25 protein-coding genes and 1 pseudogene are annotated in these 22,714 nt (G+C 65.0%); 8 read left to right on the top strand and 18 right to left on the bottom strand.

All coding sequences use genetic code 11. The features are described from left to right. The first annotated feature begins 110 nt into the window (after positions 1 to 110). Together LPN01_RS07570 and LPN01_RS07565 are read left to right on the top strand one after the other, a co-directional pair. Complete coding sequence (locus LPN01_RS07570) at positions 111 to 278, top strand: hypothetical protein (RefSeq protein ID WP_262827777.1); 168 nt, start codon at positions 111 to 113, stop codon at positions 276 to 278. After that, positions 220 to 585, top strand: coding sequence for an excalibur calcium-binding domain-containing protein (locus LPN01_RS07565; protein WP_316747117.1), 366 nt, complete (start codon positions 220 to 222; stop codon positions 583 to 585). Before LPN01_RS07570 ends, LPN01_RS07565 begins: the two co-directional genes overlap by 59 nt. 294 nt (positions 586 to 879) lie before the next feature. Here LPN01_RS07565 and LPN01_RS07560 read toward each other — a convergent pair whose 3' ends face one another. After that, complete coding sequence (locus tag LPN01_RS07560) at positions 880 to 1,554, bottom strand: PEPxxWA-CTERM sorting domain-containing protein (protein WP_262827757.1); 675 nt, start codon at positions 1,552 to 1,554, stop codon at positions 880 to 882. A 491-nt stretch (positions 1,555 to 2,045) separates the two neighbouring features. Here LPN01_RS07560 and LPN01_RS07555 point away from each other — a divergent pair, with 491 nt between their 5' ends. Further along, the gene (locus LPN01_RS07555) at positions 2,046 to 2,441 is read left to right on the top strand and encodes a hypothetical protein (protein ID WP_262827756.1); all 396 of its coding nucleotides are present in this window, start codon (positions 2,046 to 2,048) and stop codon (positions 2,439 to 2,441) included. 35 nt (positions 2,442 to 2,476) lie between these two features. On the opposite strand, the gene LPN01_RS07550 is transcribed toward LPN01_RS07555, so the two are convergent. The 5 genes from LPN01_RS07550 to LPN01_RS07530 all read right to left on the bottom strand — a co-directional run bounded on the left by LPN01_RS07550 (position 2,477) and on the right by LPN01_RS07530 (position 5,593). Beyond that, positions 2,477 to 3,103 (bottom strand): SOS response-associated peptidase family protein, encoded by a 627-nt coding sequence (locus LPN01_RS07550; protein WP_262827755.1) that lies wholly within the window; start codon positions 3,101 to 3,103, stop codon positions 2,477 to 2,479. Beyond that, positions 3,103 to 3,288 carry a hypothetical protein gene (locus LPN01_RS07545; RefSeq protein ID WP_262827754.1) on the bottom strand — a complete coding sequence of 62 codons (186 nt, stop codon included), beginning with the start codon at positions 3,286 to 3,288 and terminating at the stop codon, positions 3,103 to 3,105. The genes LPN01_RS07550 and LPN01_RS07545 overlap by 1 nt, the downstream gene beginning before the upstream one ends. Next, on the bottom strand, positions 3,275 to 3,490 hold the full coding sequence (locus LPN01_RS07540; RefSeq protein WP_262827753.1) for a hypothetical protein: 216 nt from the start codon (positions 3,488 to 3,490) through the stop codon (positions 3,275 to 3,277). Before LPN01_RS07540 ends, LPN01_RS07545 begins: the two co-directional genes overlap by 14 nt. A gap of 412 nt (positions 3,491 to 3,902) precedes the next feature. Next, positions 3,903 to 5,171, bottom strand: coding sequence for a Y-family DNA polymerase (locus tag LPN01_RS07535; protein ID WP_262827752.1), 1,269 nt, complete (start codon positions 5,169 to 5,171; stop codon positions 3,903 to 3,905). Beyond that, positions 5,168 to 5,593, bottom strand: a complete 426-nt coding sequence (locus LPN01_RS07530; RefSeq protein ID WP_262827751.1) for a LexA family protein — start codon at positions 5,591 to 5,593, stop codon at positions 5,168 to 5,170. The genes LPN01_RS07535 and LPN01_RS07530 overlap by 4 nt, the downstream gene beginning before the upstream one ends. 294 nt (positions 5,594 to 5,887) lie before the next feature. Here LPN01_RS07530 and LPN01_RS07525 point away from each other — a divergent pair, with 294 nt between their 5' ends. Then, positions 5,888 to 6,082, top strand: coding sequence for a hypothetical protein (locus LPN01_RS07525; protein WP_262827750.1), 195 nt, complete (start codon positions 5,888 to 5,890; stop codon positions 6,080 to 6,082). Positions 6,083 to 6,727: 645 nt separating this feature from the next. On the opposite strand, the gene LPN01_RS07520 is transcribed toward LPN01_RS07525, so the two are convergent. From LPN01_RS07520 to LPN01_RS07510, 3 genes are all read right to left on the bottom strand, one after another. After that, complete coding sequence (locus LPN01_RS07520; protein ID WP_262827749.1) at positions 6,728 to 7,447, bottom strand: hypothetical protein; 720 nt, start codon at positions 7,445 to 7,447, stop codon at positions 6,728 to 6,730. Between the two features lie 428 nt (positions 7,448 to 7,875). Further along, entirely contained in the window at positions 7,876 to 8,703 is an 828-nt protein-coding gene (locus LPN01_RS07515; RefSeq protein WP_262827748.1) for a hypothetical protein, read from the bottom strand. Between the two features lie 1,211 nt (positions 8,704 to 9,914). Beyond that, positions 9,915 to 10,364: a hypothetical protein gene (locus LPN01_RS07510; RefSeq protein WP_262827747.1), complete on the bottom strand. Its 450-nt coding sequence runs from the start codon at positions 10,362 to 10,364 to the stop codon at positions 9,915 to 9,917. Positions 10,365 to 10,839: 475 nt separating this feature from the next. On the opposite strand from LPN01_RS07510, the gene LPN01_RS07505 reads away from it, so the two are divergent. After that, on the top strand, positions 10,840 to 11,316 hold the full coding sequence (locus tag LPN01_RS07505) for a lyase (protein ID WP_262827746.1): 477 nt from the start codon (positions 10,840 to 10,842) through the stop codon (positions 11,314 to 11,316). A gap of 694 nt (positions 11,317 to 12,010) precedes the next feature. On the opposite strand, the gene LPN01_RS07500 is transcribed toward LPN01_RS07505, so the two are convergent. Then, complete coding sequence (locus LPN01_RS07500; protein WP_262827745.1) at positions 12,011 to 12,910, bottom strand: LysR family transcriptional regulator; 900 nt, start codon at positions 12,908 to 12,910, stop codon at positions 12,011 to 12,013. 147 nt (positions 12,911 to 13,057) lie between these two features. Between LPN01_RS07500 and LPN01_RS07495 the strand changes: the two genes are divergently transcribed. Further along, on the top strand, positions 13,058 to 14,041 hold the full coding sequence (locus tag LPN01_RS07495; RefSeq protein ID WP_262827744.1) for an aldo/keto reductase: 984 nt from the start codon (positions 13,058 to 13,060) through the stop codon (positions 14,039 to 14,041). Between the two features lie 346 nt (positions 14,042 to 14,387). Further along, positions 14,388 to 14,579, top strand: coding sequence for a hypothetical protein (locus tag LPN01_RS07490; protein WP_262827743.1), 192 nt, complete (start codon positions 14,388 to 14,390; stop codon positions 14,577 to 14,579). A gap of 275 nt (positions 14,580 to 14,854) precedes the next feature. Here LPN01_RS07490 and LPN01_RS19140 read toward each other — a convergent pair. The 5 genes and pseudogenes from LPN01_RS19140 to LPN01_RS07470 form a co-directional block, all read right to left on the bottom strand. Further along, positions 14,855 to 15,367, bottom strand: a pseudogene (locus LPN01_RS19140) (MFS transporter); the annotation flags it as partial. A 197-nt stretch (positions 15,368 to 15,564) separates the two neighbouring features. Continuing rightward, a complete protein-coding gene (locus LPN01_RS07485; RefSeq protein ID WP_262827742.1) occupies positions 15,565 to 15,981 on the bottom strand; it encodes a nuclear transport factor 2 family protein in 417 nt (138 codons plus the stop codon). Between the two features lie 59 nt (positions 15,982 to 16,040). After that, the gene (locus LPN01_RS07480; RefSeq protein WP_262827741.1) at positions 16,041 to 16,430 is read right to left on the bottom strand and encodes a hypothetical protein; all 390 of its coding nucleotides are present in this window, start codon (positions 16,428 to 16,430) and stop codon (positions 16,041 to 16,043) included. Next, the gene (locus tag LPN01_RS07475; RefSeq protein WP_262827740.1) at positions 16,427 to 17,311 is read right to left on the bottom strand and encodes an MBL fold metallo-hydrolase; all 885 of its coding nucleotides are present in this window, start codon (positions 17,309 to 17,311) and stop codon (positions 16,427 to 16,429) included. The genes LPN01_RS07480 and LPN01_RS07475 overlap by 4 nt, the downstream gene beginning before the upstream one ends. Next, positions 17,308 to 17,850: a DUF2867 domain-containing protein gene (locus tag LPN01_RS07470; protein WP_262827739.1), complete on the bottom strand. Its 543-nt coding sequence runs from the start codon at positions 17,848 to 17,850 to the stop codon at positions 17,308 to 17,310. Before LPN01_RS07470 ends, LPN01_RS07475 begins: the two co-directional genes overlap by 4 nt. 77 nt (positions 17,851 to 17,927) lie before the next feature. On the opposite strand from LPN01_RS07470, the gene LPN01_RS07465 reads away from it, so the two are divergent. Next, positions 17,928 to 18,587, top strand: coding sequence for a TetR/AcrR family transcriptional regulator (locus LPN01_RS07465; RefSeq protein ID WP_262827738.1), 660 nt, complete (start codon positions 17,928 to 17,930; stop codon positions 18,585 to 18,587). Here the strand turns inward: LPN01_RS07465 and LPN01_RS07460 are convergent. From LPN01_RS07460 to LPN01_RS07450, 3 genes are all read right to left on the bottom strand, one after another. After that, on the bottom strand, positions 18,571 to 20,505 hold the full coding sequence (locus tag LPN01_RS07460; RefSeq protein WP_262827737.1) for a TonB-dependent receptor domain-containing protein: 1,935 nt from the start codon (positions 20,503 to 20,505) through the stop codon (positions 18,571 to 18,573). The two genes, LPN01_RS07465 and LPN01_RS07460, sit on opposite strands and share 17 nt — an antisense overlap. 194 nt (positions 20,506 to 20,699) lie before the next feature. Continuing rightward, complete coding sequence (locus LPN01_RS07455; RefSeq protein WP_262827736.1) at positions 20,700 to 22,190, bottom strand: M56 family metallopeptidase; 1,491 nt, start codon at positions 22,188 to 22,190, stop codon at positions 20,700 to 20,702. Further along, the gene (locus tag LPN01_RS07450; protein WP_262827735.1) at positions 22,187 to 22,561 is read right to left on the bottom strand and encodes a BlaI/MecI/CopY family transcriptional regulator; all 375 of its coding nucleotides are present in this window, start codon (positions 22,559 to 22,561) and stop codon (positions 22,187 to 22,189) included. Before LPN01_RS07450 ends, LPN01_RS07455 begins: the two co-directional genes overlap by 4 nt. Positions 22,562 to 22,714 lie beyond the last annotated feature (153 nt).

Genomic DNA, 22,714 nt, shown 5'->3' with positions numbered 1-22,714 from the left:
GACCCGCCCGGCAGTGGCCCTGGCCCCCACGCCCCCGCTCGCGGCGCTCTGAGCTTGCTCCCCGATCCGCCACAACGCACACTCCGAGTGCGAATGACAGGAGAATGCCGATGGCGACAGCGGCGGCGGTGAAAGCGATCTCCGCAACATGCAGCATCGATCCCCGCCTCTGGCATCACATTTACGACGAGTTCATCGTAAGGTTTTACGTTCCACGTCATGAGCTTCAAGAAGCCATTTCGTGCGGTCCCGATGAAGCAGGCGCGACGCTATCGTGAGGCTCAGAAACAGCGGTCCCGGCGGGCGGGCAACCGACAAATCGTTGCCGTGCTAAGCGGCGCCTTTGCGATCGGCATCTTGGCCGCGATCGTAAGCGTCGGCCTTGAACGGCCGTTCGTATCAACGTGGCGAGCCATCACGGAGGATAGGTCGGTACGCGAGTCGAGGGAACGCAGCGCCTACTATAGCGGCTGCAACGACGCGGAAGCCGCAGGGGCGGCACCAATTTATGCCGGTGAGCCAGGATACCGCTCAGCTATGGATGGTGATGGCGATGGCATCGCTTGCGAGCCATATCCGCGCTAGGCGCCCTCATTTGACTGGAAGCGCTAGTCGGCCGTTTCAGGGTTGCGGTAGGTACGACACCGGTATCGTTTCTTTGCGCCCCCGACGCCATGCTGAGCTGCTGCCGGTTCCGCGGGCGCGGAGTTGCCTTCCCAGACTGATGGGGACGTAAGTCCGTCATAATTTCGCCCGGAGAGCCGTAGGTTTGCCCGCCCGATCAACCGCGTAGTACCCCGTAGGCGCAGGAAAGCCGCCGCCCCGGGTCTGGGACGGCGGCTCCCTTCAAGCCCGCCAAGAGGAAGCGGACGAAGTCTGTCAGGCTGCGTAGGCAACCGTCGTGGTGACGTTCTTCTGCCGGCGACGCATCGCAAACCCGACCGCGCCCATGCCGAGGATCATCATCGCCCATGTGGCGGGTTCAGGTACGGGTGCGACGTCTGCCACCAAGTAGGTGATTGTTCCCGCAGCATAAGAATACGTTTCACGTCCCTGAAGGAGCACGCCACCATTTACCGCCACGTTGCCAGTAATGCCAAATAGCGCATAAATCTGGATGTAGCTCGTACCGGCAAATGCTGCGAGATCTCCCTGCGGAATTACATAGTCACCGCTTATGCTATTGGAGCCGCTGCAGATCCCTCGCACGCAAGGATTTGACCCGGAAAAAGCGACAGAGACAGAGGCAGGTACAGGCAAAATCGGCTGGAAGCTCTCAATTACAAATCCTGAGCTGCCGGAGAAATTGAAAGTACCTGCATCGTTCGGGTTCTGCGAAAAAATGCTCTGAGATATGCTCTGGCCAGCTTGGTAAGAAACGACGGCAGAGGTGATGACCTGATTGACTAGATTTAGGCCGCCGATCTGAATGGGGCCACGGCTACCATATCGGGTGAATGTAGAGTTAAAGCTCTGTGTGATGACTGTTGCCGCTTCTGCGGGTGCGCTGGCCAACAAGATCGCCGTCGCCGCGGTCATGATTCCGAATCGCATATCAAATCTCCCTGTTGTCGCGCCGTCAGATCCTCGATATTCCGTTAATTGTCTATTCATCAAATCAGTCCCCGTTTGGCACCGGTTCGCGAAAATCCGCCGTTGCGCTAGGGCGGTAAACAGCAAAGCGCTGCAGGCGACATTGCACCGGTGTTACGTTCCGGCTTCGGCATCTGAAACGCACCACTCGGCGGTCTTACAGTCATTCGGTAAGGTGCTGGATCCCGGCGTCGCCATAGTTGCTGGTGCAGAGTCGGCAGCGTTCAACCATCGCGTCGCACCTTGGTCGCTTTAGCTGTTCTCGCTTGAGTGGTGGTCTCTCGTGGCGTGCTAAGCTCTCAGCGCAGAATCGTAATGCCGTTCCAACTCAGCGGGGGGGGGGGGGCATCGGCTTCGACGACGCCTAATTGTACCGATCGCGGGAACTGCGCCAAGTCTTGTCTGCTTGAGCCTTTCCAGTGCGATCATGCGCGCCGGCAGGGAGCCAGGATATGTCACTGAAGGATCTCGTAGACGGTGCCGCCGGCGCCATCGGCTCGGCCGCCTCAGGCGCTGCTACCCCGGTTGAACCGAACGCCGAGCGATCGGCGTTGCTGGACAAACTCCGCGCCGCTCGGGCCGCTTTTGAAGGGGATCGGCCTACTGAGGCTGGCGGGCAGTGGCTGGCTGCTGACGACACCGGGTACGTGGCATTTACCCCGACCCGCCCCGACGGCCAGCAGATGGTCATCGGCGGGCAGGCGGTCACGTTCTGGCAGGCGGAAGATCTACCGGCCATGCTCGATGCGTTCGAAGCGGCGATCAGCGCTGGAGAGCTGGACCCGCAGCTGACAGGCTCAACCCCCGCGGGGCATTCGCTACCCCTGGAGCGTCTGGCGAAGCGATAAGCGGCGGCACTGTCCGGCGCTGATCACGCCTGGTGTCAGCTTGGCGATCGGGTTGGAAACACCGGACCCCGCACGGTCATCCGATCGGCGGGGTAAGGCCGCTGTAACGCCACCACGTCGTCGTAGTCGCCACGCAGCCAGCGATCCCAGTTCGCCTCGTGCAGGATGGTGATCATCGCCTTCGGATGGATGGGAGCAACGAGCTCGTTGGGATCGCAGGTCACCATCGTGAAACCTGCGCCTTTTGCCGTCTGCTGCCAGAACCCCGCGACCGCAAACACGGGCTGGTCCGGTAATGCGAACCACATCTCGCCTTTGATAGGCTTGCCCTCGCCGACCTGGTGCAGGTCCGGCGTCCATTCGCAGAACTCGGTGAGCGGGACGAGGCAGCGGTTCGCAGGCTCGGCCGCGAGCTTTCGCCATTGCGGCAGGCCAAGGTTGCGGACGTTCGTCATCGGCCACTTCGCGCCGCCCCCGAGGACGTCCCACAGCATCACATCGACCGCGCGCCGCTCCCGCTCCTCGCGCACGACGAACGCCTTCGCCTTTGGAAACAGCTCTTGCGAATCCTTGTTCGGCCGGACGACGTCCTGCGCCCAGGTGGCGCCGAAGCGTTCGAACAGGGTTTCGGGCTCGCCGGAGAATCGCGCGCGGTTGCACATCAGAGCTTCGGCGCAGCCTTCGCGATCGCATGGACCTTCTCGAGCGTGTCGAGGATGACGAACAGGTCCTCCGCGGTCAGCGCACTTTCCTCGTCGACGTAGTCCGCCGCGTCGAATGTCGCCGCGAAGGCGTGGAGGTGGTTGAGCGCTTCGCCTAGCCGATGTGTCGCATCATCCTCGGTCATGGGGAAAATCCTCCGACGTGGCGTGCCCATCCATCACCTTGTTGATGAAGGATTCAGTGCCGGCAGATTCGAGCTTTCGGCCGATAGCGATCGCAACTTCTGGCGACATGCGTACTGTCAGGCCATCTGGGCGGGCCACGAAGACGTGCCCATCTTCGACCCAGACTTCCGTAGCATCCCCATATTCGATTACCCGCGACATACCGTTCTCCTGGAAGCAACGCTTACCGAGGAGCGAAAGCCGGCCACCGGCATGTCACCTTGTCTTCGGTCATGGGCGGCAGGCTGCGCTCCGCGATCGATTCGCGCAAGCGATCGCCTATCGCCGCTCGGGCAGTTGGACGAAGAAGATACCGGCCACGAGGGCGATGAGCGACGTGTAGGTCATGATGGAGACAATCGGCATGCGGCCCAGCTATGTCAGAACCCCTTAACGATCACCGTCCACCACCTCTTGAGGCGCTGCCATAGGGAGCGGCGGCGTTGGGGTCGTCCCTGACGTTCCTGCGGAAGTGGGTGCCGCCCGCGGCGATTGGCGGGTCTTCGAGCCATGCCGGGTCGTAGCCTGTCGGCGTTGCACCCGCGGTGAACACCGCAAACGGGCTCCGTTCAGGCTATGCCTTCACTGTCGGCACCTCGGCGATGCTGGTGGTCCAGGCCGGTGATCGCATTTCGGACCGCAGCTTCCATTCGCGCTTGAAACCCTGCGACGCAGTGACAACGCTCCAGCGTCCGAACCGGCCGTTGATCTCATCGAGCGCGCTCATCAGACGGTCACGCTTGCCGGTGTCGTCCTCGAACAGTGTCCTCGGGCGCATGTCGGCAGCGACCAGATCGTCGAGCATGATGCCCGCTTTGGTGTAGGCGTATCCATCCCGCCATGCCCGTTCAGCGCCGCGACGTGCCGCGGCGATCAGCTCCAGGCTGTCGCTCGTCATCGGGTGCAGGGTCACGGTCCGCGAGCCGGCATATTGGGGACGATCGGGCTTGTGGCGATTGGTGTGGAAGAAAACCGTCAACCGGGCGGCGACCAGACCGTGCTGCCGCAGCTTCTCACCGGCACGCAGGGCGTATTGGCTGAGCGCCCCCATCAGCCCGTCGAAGGTAGTCACCGGTGTTCCGAAGGACCGGGTCACCGCCATGCCCTTGCGCTGTGGTTCAACCATCTCGACGGCCGACGACGGCACGCCACGTAGCTCTGCTACCAGGCGCTCCAGGACAACAGTGCCGACGGCGCGCGCCTGCTTCATCGGCATGTCTCGCAGCGTGCCAGCGGTCGTGATGCCGAGATCCGCGAGTTTGCGCGCGGTTGCCCCGCCGACCCCCCACACGTCTTCAACCGGGAAGGCATGCATGACGGCCTGTCGCACGTCTTCTTCCCTGAGGTCTGCGACACCGTTGAAGGCGGGCTGCTTCTTGGCGGCGGCATTGGCCAGCTTCGCCAGTGTCTTCGTTCCGGCGATCCCCACGCAGGTTGGTATCGTCGTCCAACGTCGTACCTGATCCCGCATCTGGTGGGCGTGAGCAACCAGATCACGATCCTCAAAGCCGGCGAGGTCAAGAAATGTCTCGTCGATCGAATAGATCTCGAAGTCGCGCGCGAAGGGCTCGCAGGCCGCAATCACGCGCCGCTGCATGTCGCCATAGAGGGTGTAGTTCGACGATAGCACCCGGATACGATGCGCCCGCACCGTGTCACGCAGGTGATGGATCGGATCGCCCATCTTGATGCCCAGCGCCTTCGCCTCGGCCGACCGAGCGATAGCGCAGCCGTCGTTGTTGGACAGGACGATCACCGGCACGCCAACGAGGCTGGCGTCGAACGCCCGCTCGCAGGACACGTAATAGTTGTTGCAGTCGATCAGCGCGATCGGTGTCGTCATGCCATCTTGCGGGCGACGCCGACCACGACGCCCCAAATCTCGACATGCTCGTCGACCAGGATGTGCGAATAGCCTTCCGCCTCGGGGACCAGCCAATGCCGGCCATCCATTTGGCGCAGGCGCTTCAATGTGCGGTCACCGTGCACCAGCGCAACGACAATAGCGCCCGACCGCGGCGTCTTTGCGCGGTTGACCACGATCAGGTCGCCGTCGTTGATGCCGACGCCGGACATGGACTGGCCATCGACCCGCATGATGTAGCTCGCGGCGGGATGCTCGACGAGCCAGGCGCCAAGGTCGATCGGATCTTCCATGTCGTCTTGGGCGGGCGACGGGAAGCCGGCAGGCGTCCGGCACAGGAAGAACGGCACCTCGCGCGGCACCAACTCGTAAGGTATTTCGTGCAGCCGCAACGCATTCATCTCGATTCCTTCGCCGCCGGCATTGTAGCGCTCGAGAGAACGAAAGCGGAACACGGAATCGCATGCGGTTCGTCGCAGAGGCCGCTGGCAGCGTGTGCCGAGGCACAACCGCCCCACAGCATGTGGTCAAGAGCATGCTGCGGGGCGCGGGTCACGGATGTGGCCGCGAAGTCGAATGCATCGCGTATCCAGGCCGCACAAGGCCAAGGTGCAGGATGCCGCGAATGTCATTTGACGCCGTGATCGGTCGGACGCAGCATTGCCCGGCCCGATCAACGGGCGGGAGAGTTTGGAATGCGCAAGCTTCTGTTCGCCGCGGCCAGCATGGGCCTGCTGGTCACCGCCAGTCCCTCGATCGCCGCGCCCTGCAAGGACGCAAAGGGCAGGTTCACGAAGTGCCCGTCGACGGCGCCGGTAAAGGCGACGCGCTGCAAGGCCGCCAACGGTAAGTTCGCCAAGTGCGGGACACCGGGCGCAAAGCCGATTTAGCCCGGATGCCAAAGCGGCGGCCTGAGAGCCGCCGCTACGGCTTCAAAGGCCTAGCCTGAGGCCTAGCGCATAGTAATGGGGACCAGCATTCCCCTTCAGGCTGATTTTTGGCAGCAAGGGAAGTGCAACTGTTCCATACGGCCGAACGTCGCTCCCGATGCGAACGCCGCCGCCGATCGTTGCGATCAGCGGGATAGTGTACGTTGCCTCTAGCCGACCATAGGGTCTCACGGCTGTATTATCGCATTTGGAACTCGAAGCGTACTGGCCATTGCTGCTGTCACGGCAGCGTGGATTGCCGCCGTTAGAATCTTCATAATAGCGGTCGTTTTCGCCTCTGTAGATGAGTAAGCCGACCGCGGGCGTCAAGCGGAAGCCGGCAGCCCCAACGCCATAACCAATCCCGAGTTCACCACCCCATCGAGCGTCTGCGCGCGCTCCATTCGCTTCGACAGATATTTGCGCATGCGCCGGCGCGCTAAATGAAAGCAAGACCGCTACCGTGCAGCCAATAAAATTCAACTTTTTCATGAGTCCTCAGGTAATAAACAATTTTAAAAAATTTGTTCGGCTCTCGGAATGCGAAAACAGGTGTCTGCTAAAAACGGAAAACTAATTAATAAATAAAAGTTTACTACGGTGGGATCAGACATCCTCTACACGGAATTTAAAAATATGCTGCTCGCCATTGACATCGATCGCGAGAGCAACAAGGCCGCCAATTTTCGCTTTTTTCAGCTTTGAACAAATTACACGCCCACCATATCCACTTTCCGGATCTAGGGTAGTGGTTTGAATGTATTCATCATTTAGCATTTCAAGGGTCTTGTTTAGCCCGATCTGGCTTAGCGCAACTGCACCGCCCCCGGCCGCTACAGCCGCGATTTGACCGTCACTCAGGCCCGGGCGCTCGATTACCGTTCGGTAAATTCTTCCGCTGGGCGCATAGGTCGTGACAGTTGTATTATTGTTCTGTGCCGCGGCCGCTGCGCCTGCTAACATAGCATATCCTATTTGCGACCACATCGCCCGCTTTTTTGCTTTAGATTCCACTTGCTCTTTTGTAAAAACCGCAAGCCTATCCGCGCCATAACTGAACGTCATATTTTCGACGCCGACGTTCATAGTCTTAAGCGACTTATTATAAACAGCGACTTTGAATGATAAACTGCCATGATCCAAGCCTGGCAACGGGATGACGCGGACGGCAGCTTGTTGGCCAACGAGGTCCTCCTCAATCTCGGGAATGCCTCGGTTAAAGCGAATAACTTGATTTGCGTCAGCAATTGGCTTGACGACCAATTTGGCGCTTACAGGTGAGGCCGATACGAACATAATGCCGGCTGTGATGATTAACCTTTTCATTATTCCCCCTGTAAGGTGATTCCCCAATCACGTGCTTGCGATGCCAAAGCGCGATCAGTGTCGCAACCCGTTTTTGCCTTTGACATGAAAAATCTTTCATGTTGGTTAGTGGTTTTACGCAAGGAGCGGGCGGCATGCTCTATCACGTTAGCCGAAACGTCTTGCCTAACTGCCGGCGGGGCGCGCCGAGAAACGGTCTATCGCTACTGTTCGGCGGCTCATTGGGCCCCTGGCCGTTCAGATGACGAAACGCACGCGAAGCAACCCGCTGGTTGAATCGATGCCTAGCCTCCTCAATGTCCGCTCTCCTCCCAGTAGCGGGCACCGGCACGGCCGAGATGCCCTCCGCCCGCCCCTCGGGCAGCATCGAGCAGATCGTGTTGAACACCGCTAGCCATACCCGAGCGATATCCCGAACCAGTACCTGCTCAGCGATCGCGGCGCCGCGCCTTATTACCTGTTGGATCTGTTTGTGAACGCGTCTGCTGATCCAATTGACGGATCAGTTTATCGCGCAGATCGTCCGGCAATTGACCTTGGAGGTGAGGGTCGCCCCGCTTCACCACGCCTTGCGAATCGGTGAGTAGGCTCCCTGCCGCGTCGAACGCGATCGAGATCGTGTTAGCGTCCGTTCTGCTTTCGCCAGCGTTGGCGCCGACTGAAAAGATGAGGAAAGATACGCCAAACTTAGTGGTGCCAGAGTTAACGACCTCAAATGCCGACTCGACTTGGTTCTTTTGCTCCTTCGGAAACGTGAAGCACGGTTTATCGCCGCTTGCCCGGAGCAACCCCTCGCGAAGCCCCCGTAGGGCTGCGTAAAACGTGCCCGGGCGCGGCACAGGGGTGGGCCCCGTCGACGGCGCCTGATCCGGACTTGGTTCAAGCATGAACGTTATCTTCTGCGAGGTTTTGCTTGCGCGTGACGTGCCGAGTGATGGTCCCAGCTCGAATGGGCCAAGCGGAACTTTCGCCGACACCTCGCCGCCGATCGAGACTTCGGTGACCACGTTCAAAGTGATAGTGACCGATCGAATGCTAAACGTAAGTGCGCCTTTGCAGGCATTTGGAAGCGGTTGGCTTTTCGCGCTGAACGCCTCGTAAGCGTTATATTCCGCCAAGTCCGCCTTTATTTGCAGGAGCACGGCCTCTGCAGAGGCGTAAGCTTCGGGTGGTCGAGGAATTGGCTTAACCGGGGTAAGGTTGCAGCCGGACACACTCAGGGCGAGTAGCGAATACAGCGGTAGGTTATAGCGCATGATTACCTCAATCGAAGAGAGGTACGCGCACAGGCCGAGCAAAGGGTCCGGCGTTCGAGAGAATGCGGGACGAGTGGTCGTTCCACAAGTACTTTGTTGACTGTCTCTGCAATTTACAGGGTCGAACGCTGGCCTTTCAACGACAGGCAAATGCATAAACGCCGTCAGGAACAGTCAGCGTTTAGCGCCATCGTCCGGCTAGAGCGATCGGCAACCGGCCCTTTTCGTTTTGCATGGTGGAGGAGCCCTCTGTCGGCCAATCGTGCCTTAGCCAGCAGGTCGCGTTGGAACCCGCCCCCTCATACCCGCACGATACTTACTCGGAATGTCGGCTATTGGGAGGTTAGCGGTCCGGCAGCTTTCGAGCAGTTGCGGCCAGTGGGTGAGGATGACATGATCCCCGTATGTCGAGGCAGTTCCGCTCACTAGTTGAGGAGACGCTCCCCTCGATTGTCCGCACCAAGCCTCGACGCCGATCCATATCGTCGAAGCAACCAAGGGCCAGGAGCTAGATATGAACCGCTATGCTTTGATGTTGGCGCTCATCGTGAACGCCATGTCTTCCCCGGGTTTGGCGCAAGTCCAACGCCAGAACATGCCATCATCATCGCAGGCAGTTCGACAAGCGGGTGACGCGTATCAGCTTCAAGCCCGTACGTATGATAATGGTCGAAGCACCCCATATGGGACGTCCCGCTACTGCCTGCAGCACCGAAAGACTGGGCGTGTGGTTTGTCTATCCCGCTCCGAATGGGAGGAGGTTGCGACCGGGCAGCGTGATTGGACGGGAAAACGACCGCCGGGCTAGGCCCGCTCGTTACCGCGGCGGAGATGCTCTCCGTCGCGCGGCCGTTCCCTAGGCACCGCTGTCGTCGACCTACTCAGAGGACCCGCCGAGTGCCCGGTTTGTGTCCGCTATTGGGCGTGAGCGGACTACGCCTTCCCAAGCCTCGTAGCTGCCGATCGCGATTAGGAAAATGCCGAAGCAGCACAACAACCAAAATCGAGCTGGCTCGTTGGCGCGGCGGATTGGGCGACCCAACCACTTATTTGGCCGCTTGTTCACGAGGGGGAGCAGCACAACAGTCCCCCAAATTAGGTGCAGCCAGGGGCGAAATGCGTCGAGCATAAGCCGACTTAACGACACTGTTGAACGTCTACAATTGGGCGAATACGGAATGGCCGCTCTCTGAGGAAAAGCGGACTTAGTCCTAAGCAAATCCGTCCCGCTTCTGCTTCGGTCGTAACCGCCGCACTTCGCCGGCGTCAGCGTGCCAGAGCCGCGTTTCGAACTGTCTGCGTTCCTGTCTTGCTTCACCGTCACCAGCTTTGGCACCCTGACCGAGCCAATGCCGATAACCAGCCATGTTGTTTTGATTGAAGCAGCTTAACGCCATGTGTTGAGCAGCGCGCATGTCGCCTCGTTTGTATGCGCGTCGATACAGCCCGGCCGCGCTGAAAGCGTTCGCAGGCGTGCCAAACGGATCGGCGCTTCCATCGTTCGAGAACCAATCGGCAAGCTCGATCATCGCACCTGGATGTCCGCGTAGAGCAAGGTGCCGCATGATCGGCAGCCACTTACCAATGTGCCGCTCGTATCGGATTGCCAAGCCCTTGAGGTAAAGCCGGTTCGCAGGCGTGTCGTCGTTTATGCGTTCCACGGCGCACCTTCGCACATGCTTTGAACGTCCGCTATTGGGCGTGAGCGGAATGTCCGGTTCCGAAGGGTTAGCGGACGTTCGTTTGGTTGAGTAGCCAACGTCGAAGAGCAATGCCGGCGCAAACAAAGAACAATCCGCCAGTTGCCAAGAGCGATGTTATAGCTATAATCTCACCCCCCGTTGCGGGGACACCAGTGTTTTCATCCTGAATTGGAACGCCATAGGCGAAGTGAGCGATAGCCACGGCACATCCGAATAATGCAGTTAGTGCGCCGATCACTATCCACCAGCGTGCGATACGAAGGCCGGTGCCGGGTCGATTAGCAAGTTCGCGAAAAACTCCGCTCGGTGTGGTCGGCGGCATCCTCATGTCCGGTATTAGAGCGAGAACAGGTGTAAGTCCGCAAGTGGGCGGTAGCGGCCGGTCCGCTTGCGGGGGTTCGCTGCCGATCGTCGTCCGTGCTACGCTAGTTCGATGACCGAGCACTACGAGCCTGCTTCTGACTTTCTCAAGGCAGTTGCCGCTGAGGAAGTTCCGCTTGCAGGTTCGTCCTTTGCTGACGCGAACTTGCGACGGCTTATCGCGATGACACGAGACGACGACGTCTCTAACCGCGACTGGGCGACGATGCTCCTTGCGTCCGAGGAATCGGATACGTCGGAAATCCGCGAGGCACTGCTATCCGCCGCCAATGATGAAAACGACGTCGTGCGAGAAGAGGCGCTCGTCGGTATTGCAAGGCGTGATCGTGCTCTGGCGCTACCGCTCGTCCTAGAAGCATTGTCTGGCGACTCGGCGGGTATGCCCTTGTTCGAGGCCGCCGCGCTGGTTGCCGATCCAGCCTTAGTGGGTGTGCTGAGGCCTTGGACTGAACGGTCCGATGACGAGTGGCTCGACCAGCTTGCGTTCGACGCCCTAGCAGCTTGCGAAAATAGTCAGCCCACTCCTTAAGTGATTGGCCATCGCCAGCGGTTCGGCCCGCACACCTAGGCGCCCTTCCTCAAGCCGTGTGCGACTGTAAACGGCTTTCATTCAGGTGGGTTAGCGATGACGAAAAGCACTGAGAGCGAGATTTGGACGGCGGGCGAGTGGCGCGGCATCGCAATCGAGGCGGCGCTTGAAATGCCGCGCGGGGAGCTATTCCGTTGTCGGGAATGCCGCGGCGCAGTGCGTGCTCATAGGCAAGGCACCACAGGACAGCGGGCGCACTTCGAGCACAGACGCGCGCATCACGGCTGTTCGCTCGGCAGCACGTTCACCGGGGTCAGGAGTGCCCATCCCGAACAGGTGGCGTGAGCCCGCCGCAGGTCTGACGCAGGTCGCATTTTTCGCTTTTCCCATGCCAACGCGCTTTGGCAAGGAAGCGGTTGATCGAGGTCCTCGGACGAAACTGGGAAGTCGGTGGGTTATACCGCCGGCAGCCTCGTTTTCCGGCGAAAATCGTAGGAAAAGCTGAACTTCTCGCGTGGCGTCACTAGCCTTCGTAATGCGGGGGTCACAGGTTCGAGTCCTGTAAGCGGCACCATCGACTTTCCAGATCGGCGGCCCTCCACGAAAGGCGCTGCCCGTCCTGGCCTTTTCCCATTCAGATACCGTCACGTGCCAAGGGCTCTCCGCCCCGTCCGCTATGGCCAGCGGACGCCGCTCACGGCGCGCTTCGGTACCGGAGCGCGTCCAGCAGCAGGCTGAACGCCTGGGATGGCTGGCGGCGGCTGGGATAATAGAGATAATGGCCGTCGAAGGGCTCGCACCAGTCGGCAAGCACCCGAACGAGCCGTCCGTCCGCCAGCCCGGCCGATACATGGTCCTCGAGCATGAAGGCGATGCCGTGCCCGGCGATCGCAGCGTCGACCGCCAGCGCGACGTCGTTGAGGACGAGCTGTCCCTCGACCTTCACCTTCAGCTCGCGTCCGTCCTTTTCGAATTCCCAGACGTACAGGCCCCCCGAACTGACGAAGCGCAGGTTGATGCAGCGGTGGCGGGCAAGATCGCCGGGCGTCCGCGGCGTGCCGCGCCCGGCGAGATAGCCGGGTGACGCCACGGCCGCCATCCGCAGCTTCGGACCGATCGGCATCGCGATCATGTCCTTTTCCAGCCGTTCCCCCAGCCGCACGCCGGCGTCGAAGCGTTCGGCGACGATATCGGTCAATCCGGCCTCGATACTGAGCTCGACCGCGATGTCCGGATGGTCGGCCGCGAGCCGGTCTATGGCCGGCCACAGGATGGTCCGCGCCGCGTGGCTCGACGTGGTGATGCGGATCGTCCCGGCAGGGCGGTCGCGCAATTCCGTCAGCGACGTCAGCGTGGCATCGATCGCCTCGAGCGCGGGGCGCAGCGTGTCGAGCAACCGCTCGCCCGCGACGGTGGGCGAGACGCTGCGCGTCGTGCGGGTCAGCAGCCGCAGGCCCAGCTTCGCCTCCAGGCGCCGGATCGCGTGGCTGAGCGCCGACTGCGACACGCCGAGCCGCACGGCGGCCCGCGTAAAGTTCCGCTCGTCCGCGACGGCGAGGAACAGGGCGAGGCTGCCGAGGTCCTCACGCGGCATGCGACGGGGGCGTCGGTAATGGTTTCATGACGTGCGATCATAGGCCCATGCGATCGGGCCTGTCTAATCGGATCAATCGCCAGCCCCTATCTGTTCGCCAGGCGGCGCCTTGCGTGCGCCTCATCCGGACGGCGCAGGAGCGAGATCATGCAGACACGTATATTGGGCAAGAGCGGGCTGGAGGTATCGCCACTGGGGCTGGGCTGCATGGGGCTCAGCTACGGCTATGGCCCCGCGACCGATCGTCGGGAGGCGGTGACGCTGATCCGCGCCGCGTTCGAGCGGGGCGTGACCTTCTTCGACACGGCCGAAGCCTATGGCCCGGGCATCAACGAGGCGGTCGTCGGCGAGGCGCTGGCGCCGGTGCGCGACCAGGTCGTGATCGCGACCAAGTTCGGCTTTAAAAACGGCGTCCCCACGGACGGGGTGGACAGCCGGCCCGATCGCATCCGCCAGGTCGCCGACGCGGCGCTCGCGCGGCTCGGCACCGACCGGATCGACCTGTTCTACCAGCATCGCGTCGATCCCGCGGTGCCGATGGAGGATGTCGCCGGTACCGTGAAGGACCTGATCCAGGCGGGCAAGGTAAAGCATTTCGGCCTGTCGGAGGCGGGCGCATCATCGATCCGCGCGGCGCATGCGGTGACGCCCGTCGCCGCGGTGCAGAGCGAATATTCGATGTTCTGGCGCGAACCGGAGGCCGAGATCCTGCCGCTGCTGGAGGAACTGGGCATCGGTTTCGTGCCCTTTTCCCCGCTCGGCAAGGGGTTCCTGACCGGCAAGCTGGACGCGCAGACGACCTTCGCCGCGGACGATTTCCGCAGCACGGTGCCGCGGTTTGCGCCCGCGGCGCTGAAGGCGAACATGGCACTGGTCGACCTCGTCGGATCGATCGCCGCCGAGAAGGGGGCGACCCCGGCACAGGTCGCGCTGGCCTGGCTGCTGGCACAGCGCCCGTGGATCGTGCCGATCCCCGGCACGACCAGGCTCGATCGGCTGGAGGAAAACCTGGGGGGGCTGGACGTCGCGCTGACGGACGCCGATCTCGCGCGTATCGCGGTATCGCTTGGCGGCATCACGCTTCAGGGCGAGCGCTACGCCGCCTCGCACCAGCGCCTCATCAATCGCTGAACGGGCAGGCAAGGGGCGCCGGCGACCCACGCGTCCCGGGCCGCCTGGGCGGCTGGCCCCCCGTCGCGGCGCGGGGCGCGGCGACGCGGCCGACGGCGGCAGCGCCCGGCCGCGCACGGTCCGCGCCGCCGGTCCCGCATCGCGCGATGGCCGACCCGACCGGCGTTCGCCGATCGCGAGCAGCAGCCCGCCGCATGCGACCAGCAGCAGGCCGGCGACCAGCGTCAGCGCCCGCAAGCTGCCCGGGGTCGCCAGGTCGCTGCGATAGGGCACGGCATGAAGCGCATGGCCCAGCCACAGCATCGCGGCGCCCTGTGCGACCTTCGCGGTCGCGGTCAGGGCCGTGATGCGCCGGATATTGGCCAGCGGGTCGTCGCCGCGGATCGCGGCCGTCCACACCATCAGCCACACGCCGCCGCTGCCGATACCGAAGCCGAGCCCCCCGATCGCCCCGCCGATGCCGCCCGTGCCCGGCGGACCGGCGGTGGCGCATGCGGCGACGATGGTACAGCCGCCGGCCAGCACCGGCGGCAGGTGAGGGGGCAGCCGGCGGCCGACGGCGGCCCAGACCGGCTGGCACAGGATCGCGCCGAGCGAAGCCCAGATCATGATGCCGACGCCCGCCCCGCCATAGGCGGCGGCATAGGGCTCCATCGCGCGGAACAGCGTGCTGCCCGCCGCGGTCGCGCAGGCGATGGCGAGCACGAGCGCGCCGGGCAGGGCACGGCGACCCACGGGGTTGGCCGCGTCCCGTCGTGGCGGTGCCGCGATCCGGTGCCGGCGCGCGAGGTGTCGCGCACTGGCGACGGCCGCGCCGGCGACGATTGTCGCCCATATGACGTGCGGCAGTGCGCCGCCCGTCGCCGGGAGCAGCAGCGGCGCCGCGATCACCGCGACCAGCAGGCTGGCGGAGCCGGCGCAGACGTTGCGGGCTGCGATCAGCCGCATCCGCGATCCCGGATCCGGCGCTAGCCATGGCAGCAGCGCGTTCTGCGGCACGTCCATCCGCGCGAAGGCGAGCCGGAACCCGGTGAGCGTGACGAGCGCGGCCCCGAGGCGGATCGATGCGGGCAGCAGCGGCGTGACGCAGAACAGGACGAAGAACAGGCCCGCCGGACCGGCCGCGGCGCCCTGCCGGTGAAGGAGCAGCGTCGGCCGCCGCATGTCGGACGCCATCGTCCGGCCGATGCCGACATCGGCGAGCGCGTTGACGAACAGCGAGACGGCAATGACCTGCCCCATCGTCCACGGCGGCAGCCTGCACGTTTCGGTCAGAAAGAAGGCGAAGAGCAGGCCGCTGGCGTGCCACACCAGGCTCTTGCACATATGCGCGACGAGATAGGCCGTCCTCGCGCTCATCGACTGCCCCCCGCCATGTCGTCCCCCGTCGCTGCCCGTCCGTCCGGGTAAGCCGTGGACGTGACTCCGGCGTGACGCCGGACGGCGGCGGGATGCCGCTCGCAGCACATGCCGGCGGCGCGGCGCGCGATCGGACCGGCGGGCAATGGCCGGCCGCGGCGTCTTCAGGGTCCGATCGACGTGTGTCCCTCGGGAGTCCGGCGGCTTGCTTCGGCGAATGCGGTCCGTATGGGCGCGGTATCGTAGATGATCGTCAGGCTCTGGAACCGCCGGCCGTCGGATGTCAGGCGAAACACGTCGACGCATTCGAAACTGACCAGCGCGCCGGTATGCAGCGTCCAGTCATATTCGAAGTGCAGCGCCACCGCGTTACCGGCGGTCGCCGCGTCGAAGACGGCTAGCAGCCGCGTCTTCGATCGTGTCGTATCGGCGAACAGCGCGGCATAGAAGGACGCGGCATCCCGCGTCCCGTACAGCGGCGACGATACGACGGCATCCGGCGCGAACAGCGCCAGGACGGCCGACCGATCGCCCGCGTCGAGCGCGGCCAGATAGCGTTCGCAGAGCGTCATGCGATCCATCGGCAAGTCCGATCCTGTCGTGTCGGCCCGGATCCGGCGACCCGGGCGGGCGGGGCGTATCACAGGATCGGATCGCGGCCGAGCAACGATGCCAGCCTGCCATGCCCCGCCAGTCCGAGGCGCAACGGTCGCCAGAATATCGTGATCCGGTCGATCAGGCCCTCCGCATCGAACTGGATCAGTTCGACCCCGTTGCCGGTGACGCCGTCGATCGTGACCGTGCTGAACTGCACGATGCGATCGTCGCCCTGTGCGGTGCCGGTGCGCTCGGACGCGGTGACGACGGATTTGACGGCGCCCATCACCCGTCCGACGGCCGCCTTGCCGACGAAGGGCTCTTCGAAGATCGGGCTGTACAGGGCGATCCGGTCGCTGACGTGGGTGAAGGCCGTTTCGATGTCCCCGCGGGCCATGGCCTGGCCGAATGCGGCGAGATGCGACGTGGTCATGATGTCGTCTCCTGAAAACCGGCGGATGCCGGGGCGCGTCGAAAGGCGAAACCGGACCCTGCGCGCGTCAGGGTTCCGATCTGTGGAAAGGGCACGTGCATGCCGGTGAACGGCAGCGCGTCGGCGGCGATGCGATCGCACAGCGCACGCCGGGCGATGCGCGCGGCCGCCCCGTCCGTGTCGTAGGCGACGCCGATATCCGGGTCCGCGATCTGTTCGGCGAGCCGGTGGACGATGTCGCCCCAGATCAGCAGCTGATGCGATCCGCCGCCGTCGATGAGGAACCCGCAATGGCCCGGCGTGTGGCCGAACAGCGGGACGGGGACGATCCCGGGCAGCAGGTCGCCGCCCTCGAACGGCGCGACCCGCGCGCGATAGGGTGCCAGCGCGGCGCGCGCGGCGTGGAATGCCGGTCGCATCGGTGCCGGCGCGCGCCCGAGCTGTTCGTCGCTGTCCCAGAAGCCCAGCTCGCGCGCATGGACGCGGATCTCCGCCACGTCGAACACCGCGGCGCCCGCCGCATCGACGAGGCCGCCCGCATGGTCGGGGTGGAGGTGGGTCAGCAGCACCGTGTCGATCGCCGACGGCGTGACGCCCAGCCTGTGCAGCCCGCCTGCGAGCCGATTGAGCGTCGGGGCCATGAAATGGCCGGCGCCGGTATCCACCAGTACGGTGCGACCCCGGCCCTGGATCAGGAAGGCGTTGACCTCCACCCGCAGCGGACGGTCTGCGCCGGGCGGCGTCGCCCCGTCGGCGTCGACCAGCAGGGGGGGACCCAGGTCGTCATGGCCGTCGGAGAGTGCGGTGACGATATAGTCGCCGACCGCATGGCGAAGCGGCGCGTGGATGCCCGCGGCGGATGGAACGGGCGTGGCGGTCACGACGTCGTCCGTCCGGACGCCATGGCGGCCGCAAGACGCATCAGCGAGGTGCGGACGACCATATGATGGAAGGGTGCGATCAGGGTGATGTAGACCCGGCCGAAGGCGTTGTTGACGTGGACCGCGGTCGTCGCGACCACCTCCGTGCCATGCGGGCCGCTGCGTTTCAGGAACGACACCCGGAAGTCCAGATGCCGGTCGTCGTCACCCAGGACGATCTCGTCGGGCGTCTCGCTCCGGATGCGGAAGAAGTCGATGTGCCGATGCGGTCCGGCGGCGTCCCTCATCGCCGTCGTCGTCCTGACGCCGAACGGCCGGACGAGCGCGTCGCGGAGCCCGAGCAGGCCACGCAACCATGGCGGTGGCGATGCCAGCGTCGGTGCCACCAGCGCGTGCATCGTCGCGGCGACCGGCCGGTCGATGGTGACCGCATAGGCATCGAGGAGGTCCGCACCCGGATACCAGGAGGCGATCGCCGTCTCCCGCACCGGCATGCGCAGCTTGCGGACGGACGGCGTTGGATTGCGCTGGTCGATCACGTCGCGACTCCGTTGTTGACACTGCCAACTAACCTGCCTGCGTTGACAATGTCAACAGGTCGGGCGAGGAAGGGGTCATGTCAGCCACCGATCCCGCCCGGCCGCGCAGCGGCGGTTTACGCGCAACGCTGATCGACGCGGCGCTCGCCCTGATGGAGGAAACCGGCACATGGCGCTTTTCCCTCCGCGAGGTCGCGCGGCGCGCAGGGGTCAGCCACAACGCCCATGTCCGCCACTTCGCCGACAAGGCGGCGTTGCTCGCGGCGATCGGCGCGGCCGGGTATGACGCTCTCGGGCAGGATATCGCGCGGGCCGTCTCGCGGGAGGCGGGGGCCGTGGACGGCCTGCACGCCCTCGTCCGGACGTTCGTCGGGTTCGCCCTGCGCAACCGCCCGCAATACGGCCTGATGGTCGGCAAGGACGTGCGTGCCGCCGATGGCAGTATCGCGCCCGATCTCCGTCGCGCCGCCGATGGCGCGCGGCACGTGCTCAAGGACCTGCTCGACCGGGGCGCGCGTGCCGGCGTCTTCACCATCGATCCGGACGATGCCGACGACCTGTCGGCGGCCGTCGTCGCCGTCTGGTCGATGCTGCACGGCTACACCCTGCTCGAACTCGAACGCCTGCGTCAGCTCGAAACCCTGATCGGGACGGACGAGCTGACGGAGCGGGTATCGGCCCGGCTCGTCAACGGTCTCGTCGCCGCCCGGCCCGCGCAGGTCACAGGTCCGTCGTGAGATACAGGCCGACGTTGCGCTGCATGTTGGGAGAATAGACGTTGCTGCCGACCGGTCGCAGCCGATAGACGTTGGTCAAGTTCGAACCCGTGATGCGCAGCGTGACGGGCTTGCCCGCCAGCGCGAATTGATAGCGCGCGCCCAGCCGCAGCACGGTCTGCCCCGGCACCGACACGGTATTGGCGACGTTCGCGGCGACCGCGCTGTCGTTGCCGATGCTGCCGTCGACCGAGACCTTGCGCGCGAAGGGCAAGGTGTAGTTGGCGCTCAGCCGCAGGCTGCGCGCGGGCTGGTTCACCGGACGCGTACCGATCGCCTGCGCGGTCGTCGCGTCGGCCTCGACGCGGGGCCGCGAAAAGAAGCCGCCGAACACGACGCGCAGTCCCTGCCGGGGCGACGTGGTCACGCTGGCCTCGATCCCGCTATGCGTTTCGGCGCCGAGCACGCGATAGATGTCGGCGGCGTCCAGCGCGATATAGGGCTTGGCGATACGGTAATAGCCCAGGATGACGCTCGTGCGCAGCGGCAGCGTCAGCTTGAGGCCGGCGTCGGCCTGTTCGGTCGGGATCGCCGGCAGCAGCTGGTTCGCGTTCGCCGCATAGCTCGGCGCGACACCCGAATCCTCGAGGCCCCTGACGTAGCTGGCATAGGCCGACAGTCCGCGGGCGACCGGCACGGCGGTGCTGATCGACGGCAGCCAGCGGTAATCGGTTCCCCGGATCCGGCCGACATCGGGCAGGGTCACGTCCTTGGTATAGGCGGTCCGTTGCATGCCGATGGTCGTCTGGCCGACACCCGTCCAGTTGAGGCCATAGGACAGCCCGGCCGTGGCCTGGCGCGTCACGTCGCGGGTCGATGCCCCGAAGGCCAGCGCCGGTTTGGCCGCGGCGATGACGTCGCGCAGTCCCGCCGTACCCAGGTCGACGCTCACGCTGTCGCCGTAGACCGAAACGTTGTCGCGCCCGCGCATGGCGATGGTGACGAGATGCTGGCGCGGGCCATCCGCGAACAGGCGCGACACCCGCGCCTCGCCACTCCAGGAATCGCTGCGGGAGGGTGGCGAGACATCGACCTCGCGATTCGTCGTGACGGTGTCCGGATCGACGAGAACGAGGTTCGCATAGGACTCGCCGGCCGTGGCGGACGTGCGGAACGCGCCCGCGCGGACGGTCCAGGCGCCGAGCGCCGCGCGTCCCAGCAGTCCATATGCCTCGGTCGCGAAATCGGCCGCGGCAAAGCCCGGGCCGAGATACCGCTGCCGCTCGACCCGGCCGACCGGAACGTCGCCGAGCGGGATGTAGATCGGCTGCGCGCGCTGGTCGCCGGTCTGTTCGCGGGTGTAGAATGCCGTCAGCTCGACGGTGTCCGACACGTGCCAGCGCGGCACCAGGCCGACATTCCAGCGACGATCGGAGACACCGCCCTGAAAGGCGTCGCGGACCAGACCCGCGCCCGCCGCGACGCCGAGCGATGCGGACACGGGAAGCTGCACGTCGAGTTCGATCCCGCGGCTGCCGAGGCCGTCGATCGAGACGAAGGGCGAGGCGACGAAGCGCGTGCCGCCCGGCCGGAGCGTCAGGTCGGCGATGCCGGTCGGTGCGGGAAAGGCATAGCCTTGCGCCGCGGGACCGACGCGCACGGTTTCCCCGTCGCTGATGCGGCTGGTGATGGCGCCCTGCGCGTCGATATACAGGCCTTCCAGCCGGATGTTGCCCGCGACCGCGGGGGAAAAGCCCCGCACGCCATATTCGCTGTAGATCCCGATCGATTCCCGCCCGACCACGGTGCCGAACGCGTCCTCGGCCGACGTCACGGCATTCTCGCCGGTTCGTTGTGCGAGCGCCGGTGCCGGGGGCAGCGCCAGCGCTGCCACGCAGGCGGCGCTCCGCAGCGACAGGCGGAATAGGAGTGCGGGCATCGGGCATTTGCGCGCGTGGGCGCGATCGTGGGGGCGCATGGGTTCACCGTGTCTTTCGAGGTTGAGCGCGCCCGTGGCTGCACGGGGCAGCGAAGGCGCGGACGTGATGGATCGGTCAGGTCCCGCGGACGGGACGCAGCGGCCGCGATCGCGCGGCCCGGAAGTTTGCGGTCAGCGGTTGGTCGTCGTCGGGATCAGGTCGCATCCTGCCGGGCCTGGCGTTCGGACCGGTGCCGGTCCCGCAGCGCGTCGCGCTCGGCCAGCCGGCGATCGCGTTCCGTATCGCGCGCCGCCAGCAACCGGTCGCGTGCGACGTCCCGTGCGGCCAGTTCGGCATCCCGCTGCGCGTCGCGTGCCGCCTCGAGACGGCCTCGCGCCGCATCGCGAAGGGCATCGCGTTGCCGGTCGGTCATCGGGACGGAGGCGCGATCGTCCGGGACCGCGACGGGCGGCGGTCCGTCCTCCAGCGGCGCGCCGGCGTCGCTGGCATCGGGGCGGCCGGTCGCCGGGCCGGCAAGGACCGCCGATCGCTGTCCCGTCATGTCGACGGCAAGGCCGACGCTGCGCAGGGCTACGTCGCGCGGTGCCGACGCAGGGCGGAACATCGGGGTGCGTCGGGCGGGCGATGCCCGTTCTCTGCCGGCAGAAGTGCCGTCGCCGGCTCGCCCGGCCTCGCCGACCAGCGATCCGCCGGACCGGTTCGCGACCCGCCAGCCGGGCGGTGCGGCATCGGCGGGGGCGAAGTGGGCATTGGCGATCCAGCACAGTCCCACGCCACCCACCAGTGCCGCGACGATCGGGACGCAGCGGGTCGGCCGGGCGGGATCGGCCTCGTCGTGCAGGATCGCACGGACCCGGCGGACGAGCGCCGATGGCGACGCCAGTCCGCTGACCGGCAGAGCCGGCGCATGGACGCGCCGCGCGCTCCGCACCAGCAACTCCGCGTAGGGCACCCGATCGCCATGCCGCAGGACCGCCATGTCGGCGACGGTTTCGCACGCCTCCGACAGGCGCCGCGCGAAGTGCCAGGCCAGCGGATTGAACCAGAGGAGGATCACCAGCACGCGCGCGAGGATCAGAAACGCCCAGTCGGCGTGGCGGATGTGCGCCGCCTCGTGCGCGAGGACCATCTGCGCGGCTCCGGGCGACGCTGCGGTCGCGCGATCGATCAGGATGTCGGGACGCAGCACGCCCCAGGTGAGGGGACCGTCGATCCCGTCGCTGGTCCGCACCCTCGTCCGGCGCGGCAGGGCGACGCCGTGGGCGATGCGCGTCCAGATCGGGTCGGCCAGCGGCGCGGACGCCCGCGACACGCGGGACAGGTGCAGCAATCCCGTGACCAGCCGCACCGACAGGATCGCGACCCCGGCAAGATAGACCGTCACGATTCCGTCGAGGAGGTATTCCATGGCCGGACCGTGCTCGTCGCGCGGCACCCCGGATGCGGCGGCCGGCGCGACCCGCAGCGTCGATCCCACGTCCGCGGGCAGGCGCGGGATCGGGAGCGGCGGCAGCGTCAGCGGGGGCAGCAGCGCGAGCAGCGGCAACGCCATGCTCAGGATCAGGCCGATCTTGATGATGGCCGCGCGCTCGACCGCCGACCCCCGCGCCAGGAGCCGGCAGCCGCCGAGGGCGAGTGCCATGAGGATCGAGCTTTTGAGCGCGAGGACCAGTACGTCGGTCATGCCCCACCCCGCTTCTTCGCATCGGCGATCGCCGCTTCGAGCGCGTGGAGTTCGTCGGCGGACGGCCGCTCCGACAATCCCAGCAACGCGGTCGCGGCACTGATCGACGAGCCCTTGAAGAAGGTCTGCACCATTTCGCGCAGGGTCGCCGACTGGACATCCTGCGCCAGCGGCGTCGGTCGATAGACGTTGGCACCGTTGCGCAACTCGTGGCTGAGATAGCCGCGGTCTTCCAGCCGGGCGATGAGCGTGCGAACCGCGGAATAGCCCGGCGCGGACACCATCCGGTCCTTCACCTCCGCTGCCGTCAGTTCGCCACCATCGCACAGGATGGCGAGGATTTCCTTCTCGCGTCGCGGGATAGCGGTCATGCGGTGCCTCTTGATGCTACATTTGTAGCATGTGCCACAAATGTAGCAGGGTGTCCAGCATATATCGTATACGCGCGGGCCGACGCGACGGGAGGGCGCCTTTTCAGACCGGATCGGTACGGCTTGCTGCAAGAGCGGTATGCCGGCCAGTTG

This window comes from Sphingomonas sp. A2-49 (genome assembly GCF_025548555.1).
Lineage (GTDB): Bacteria > Pseudomonadota > Alphaproteobacteria > Sphingomonadales > Sphingomonadaceae > Sphingomonas.
This window is presented reverse-complemented; position numbering and strand designations above follow the sequence as displayed.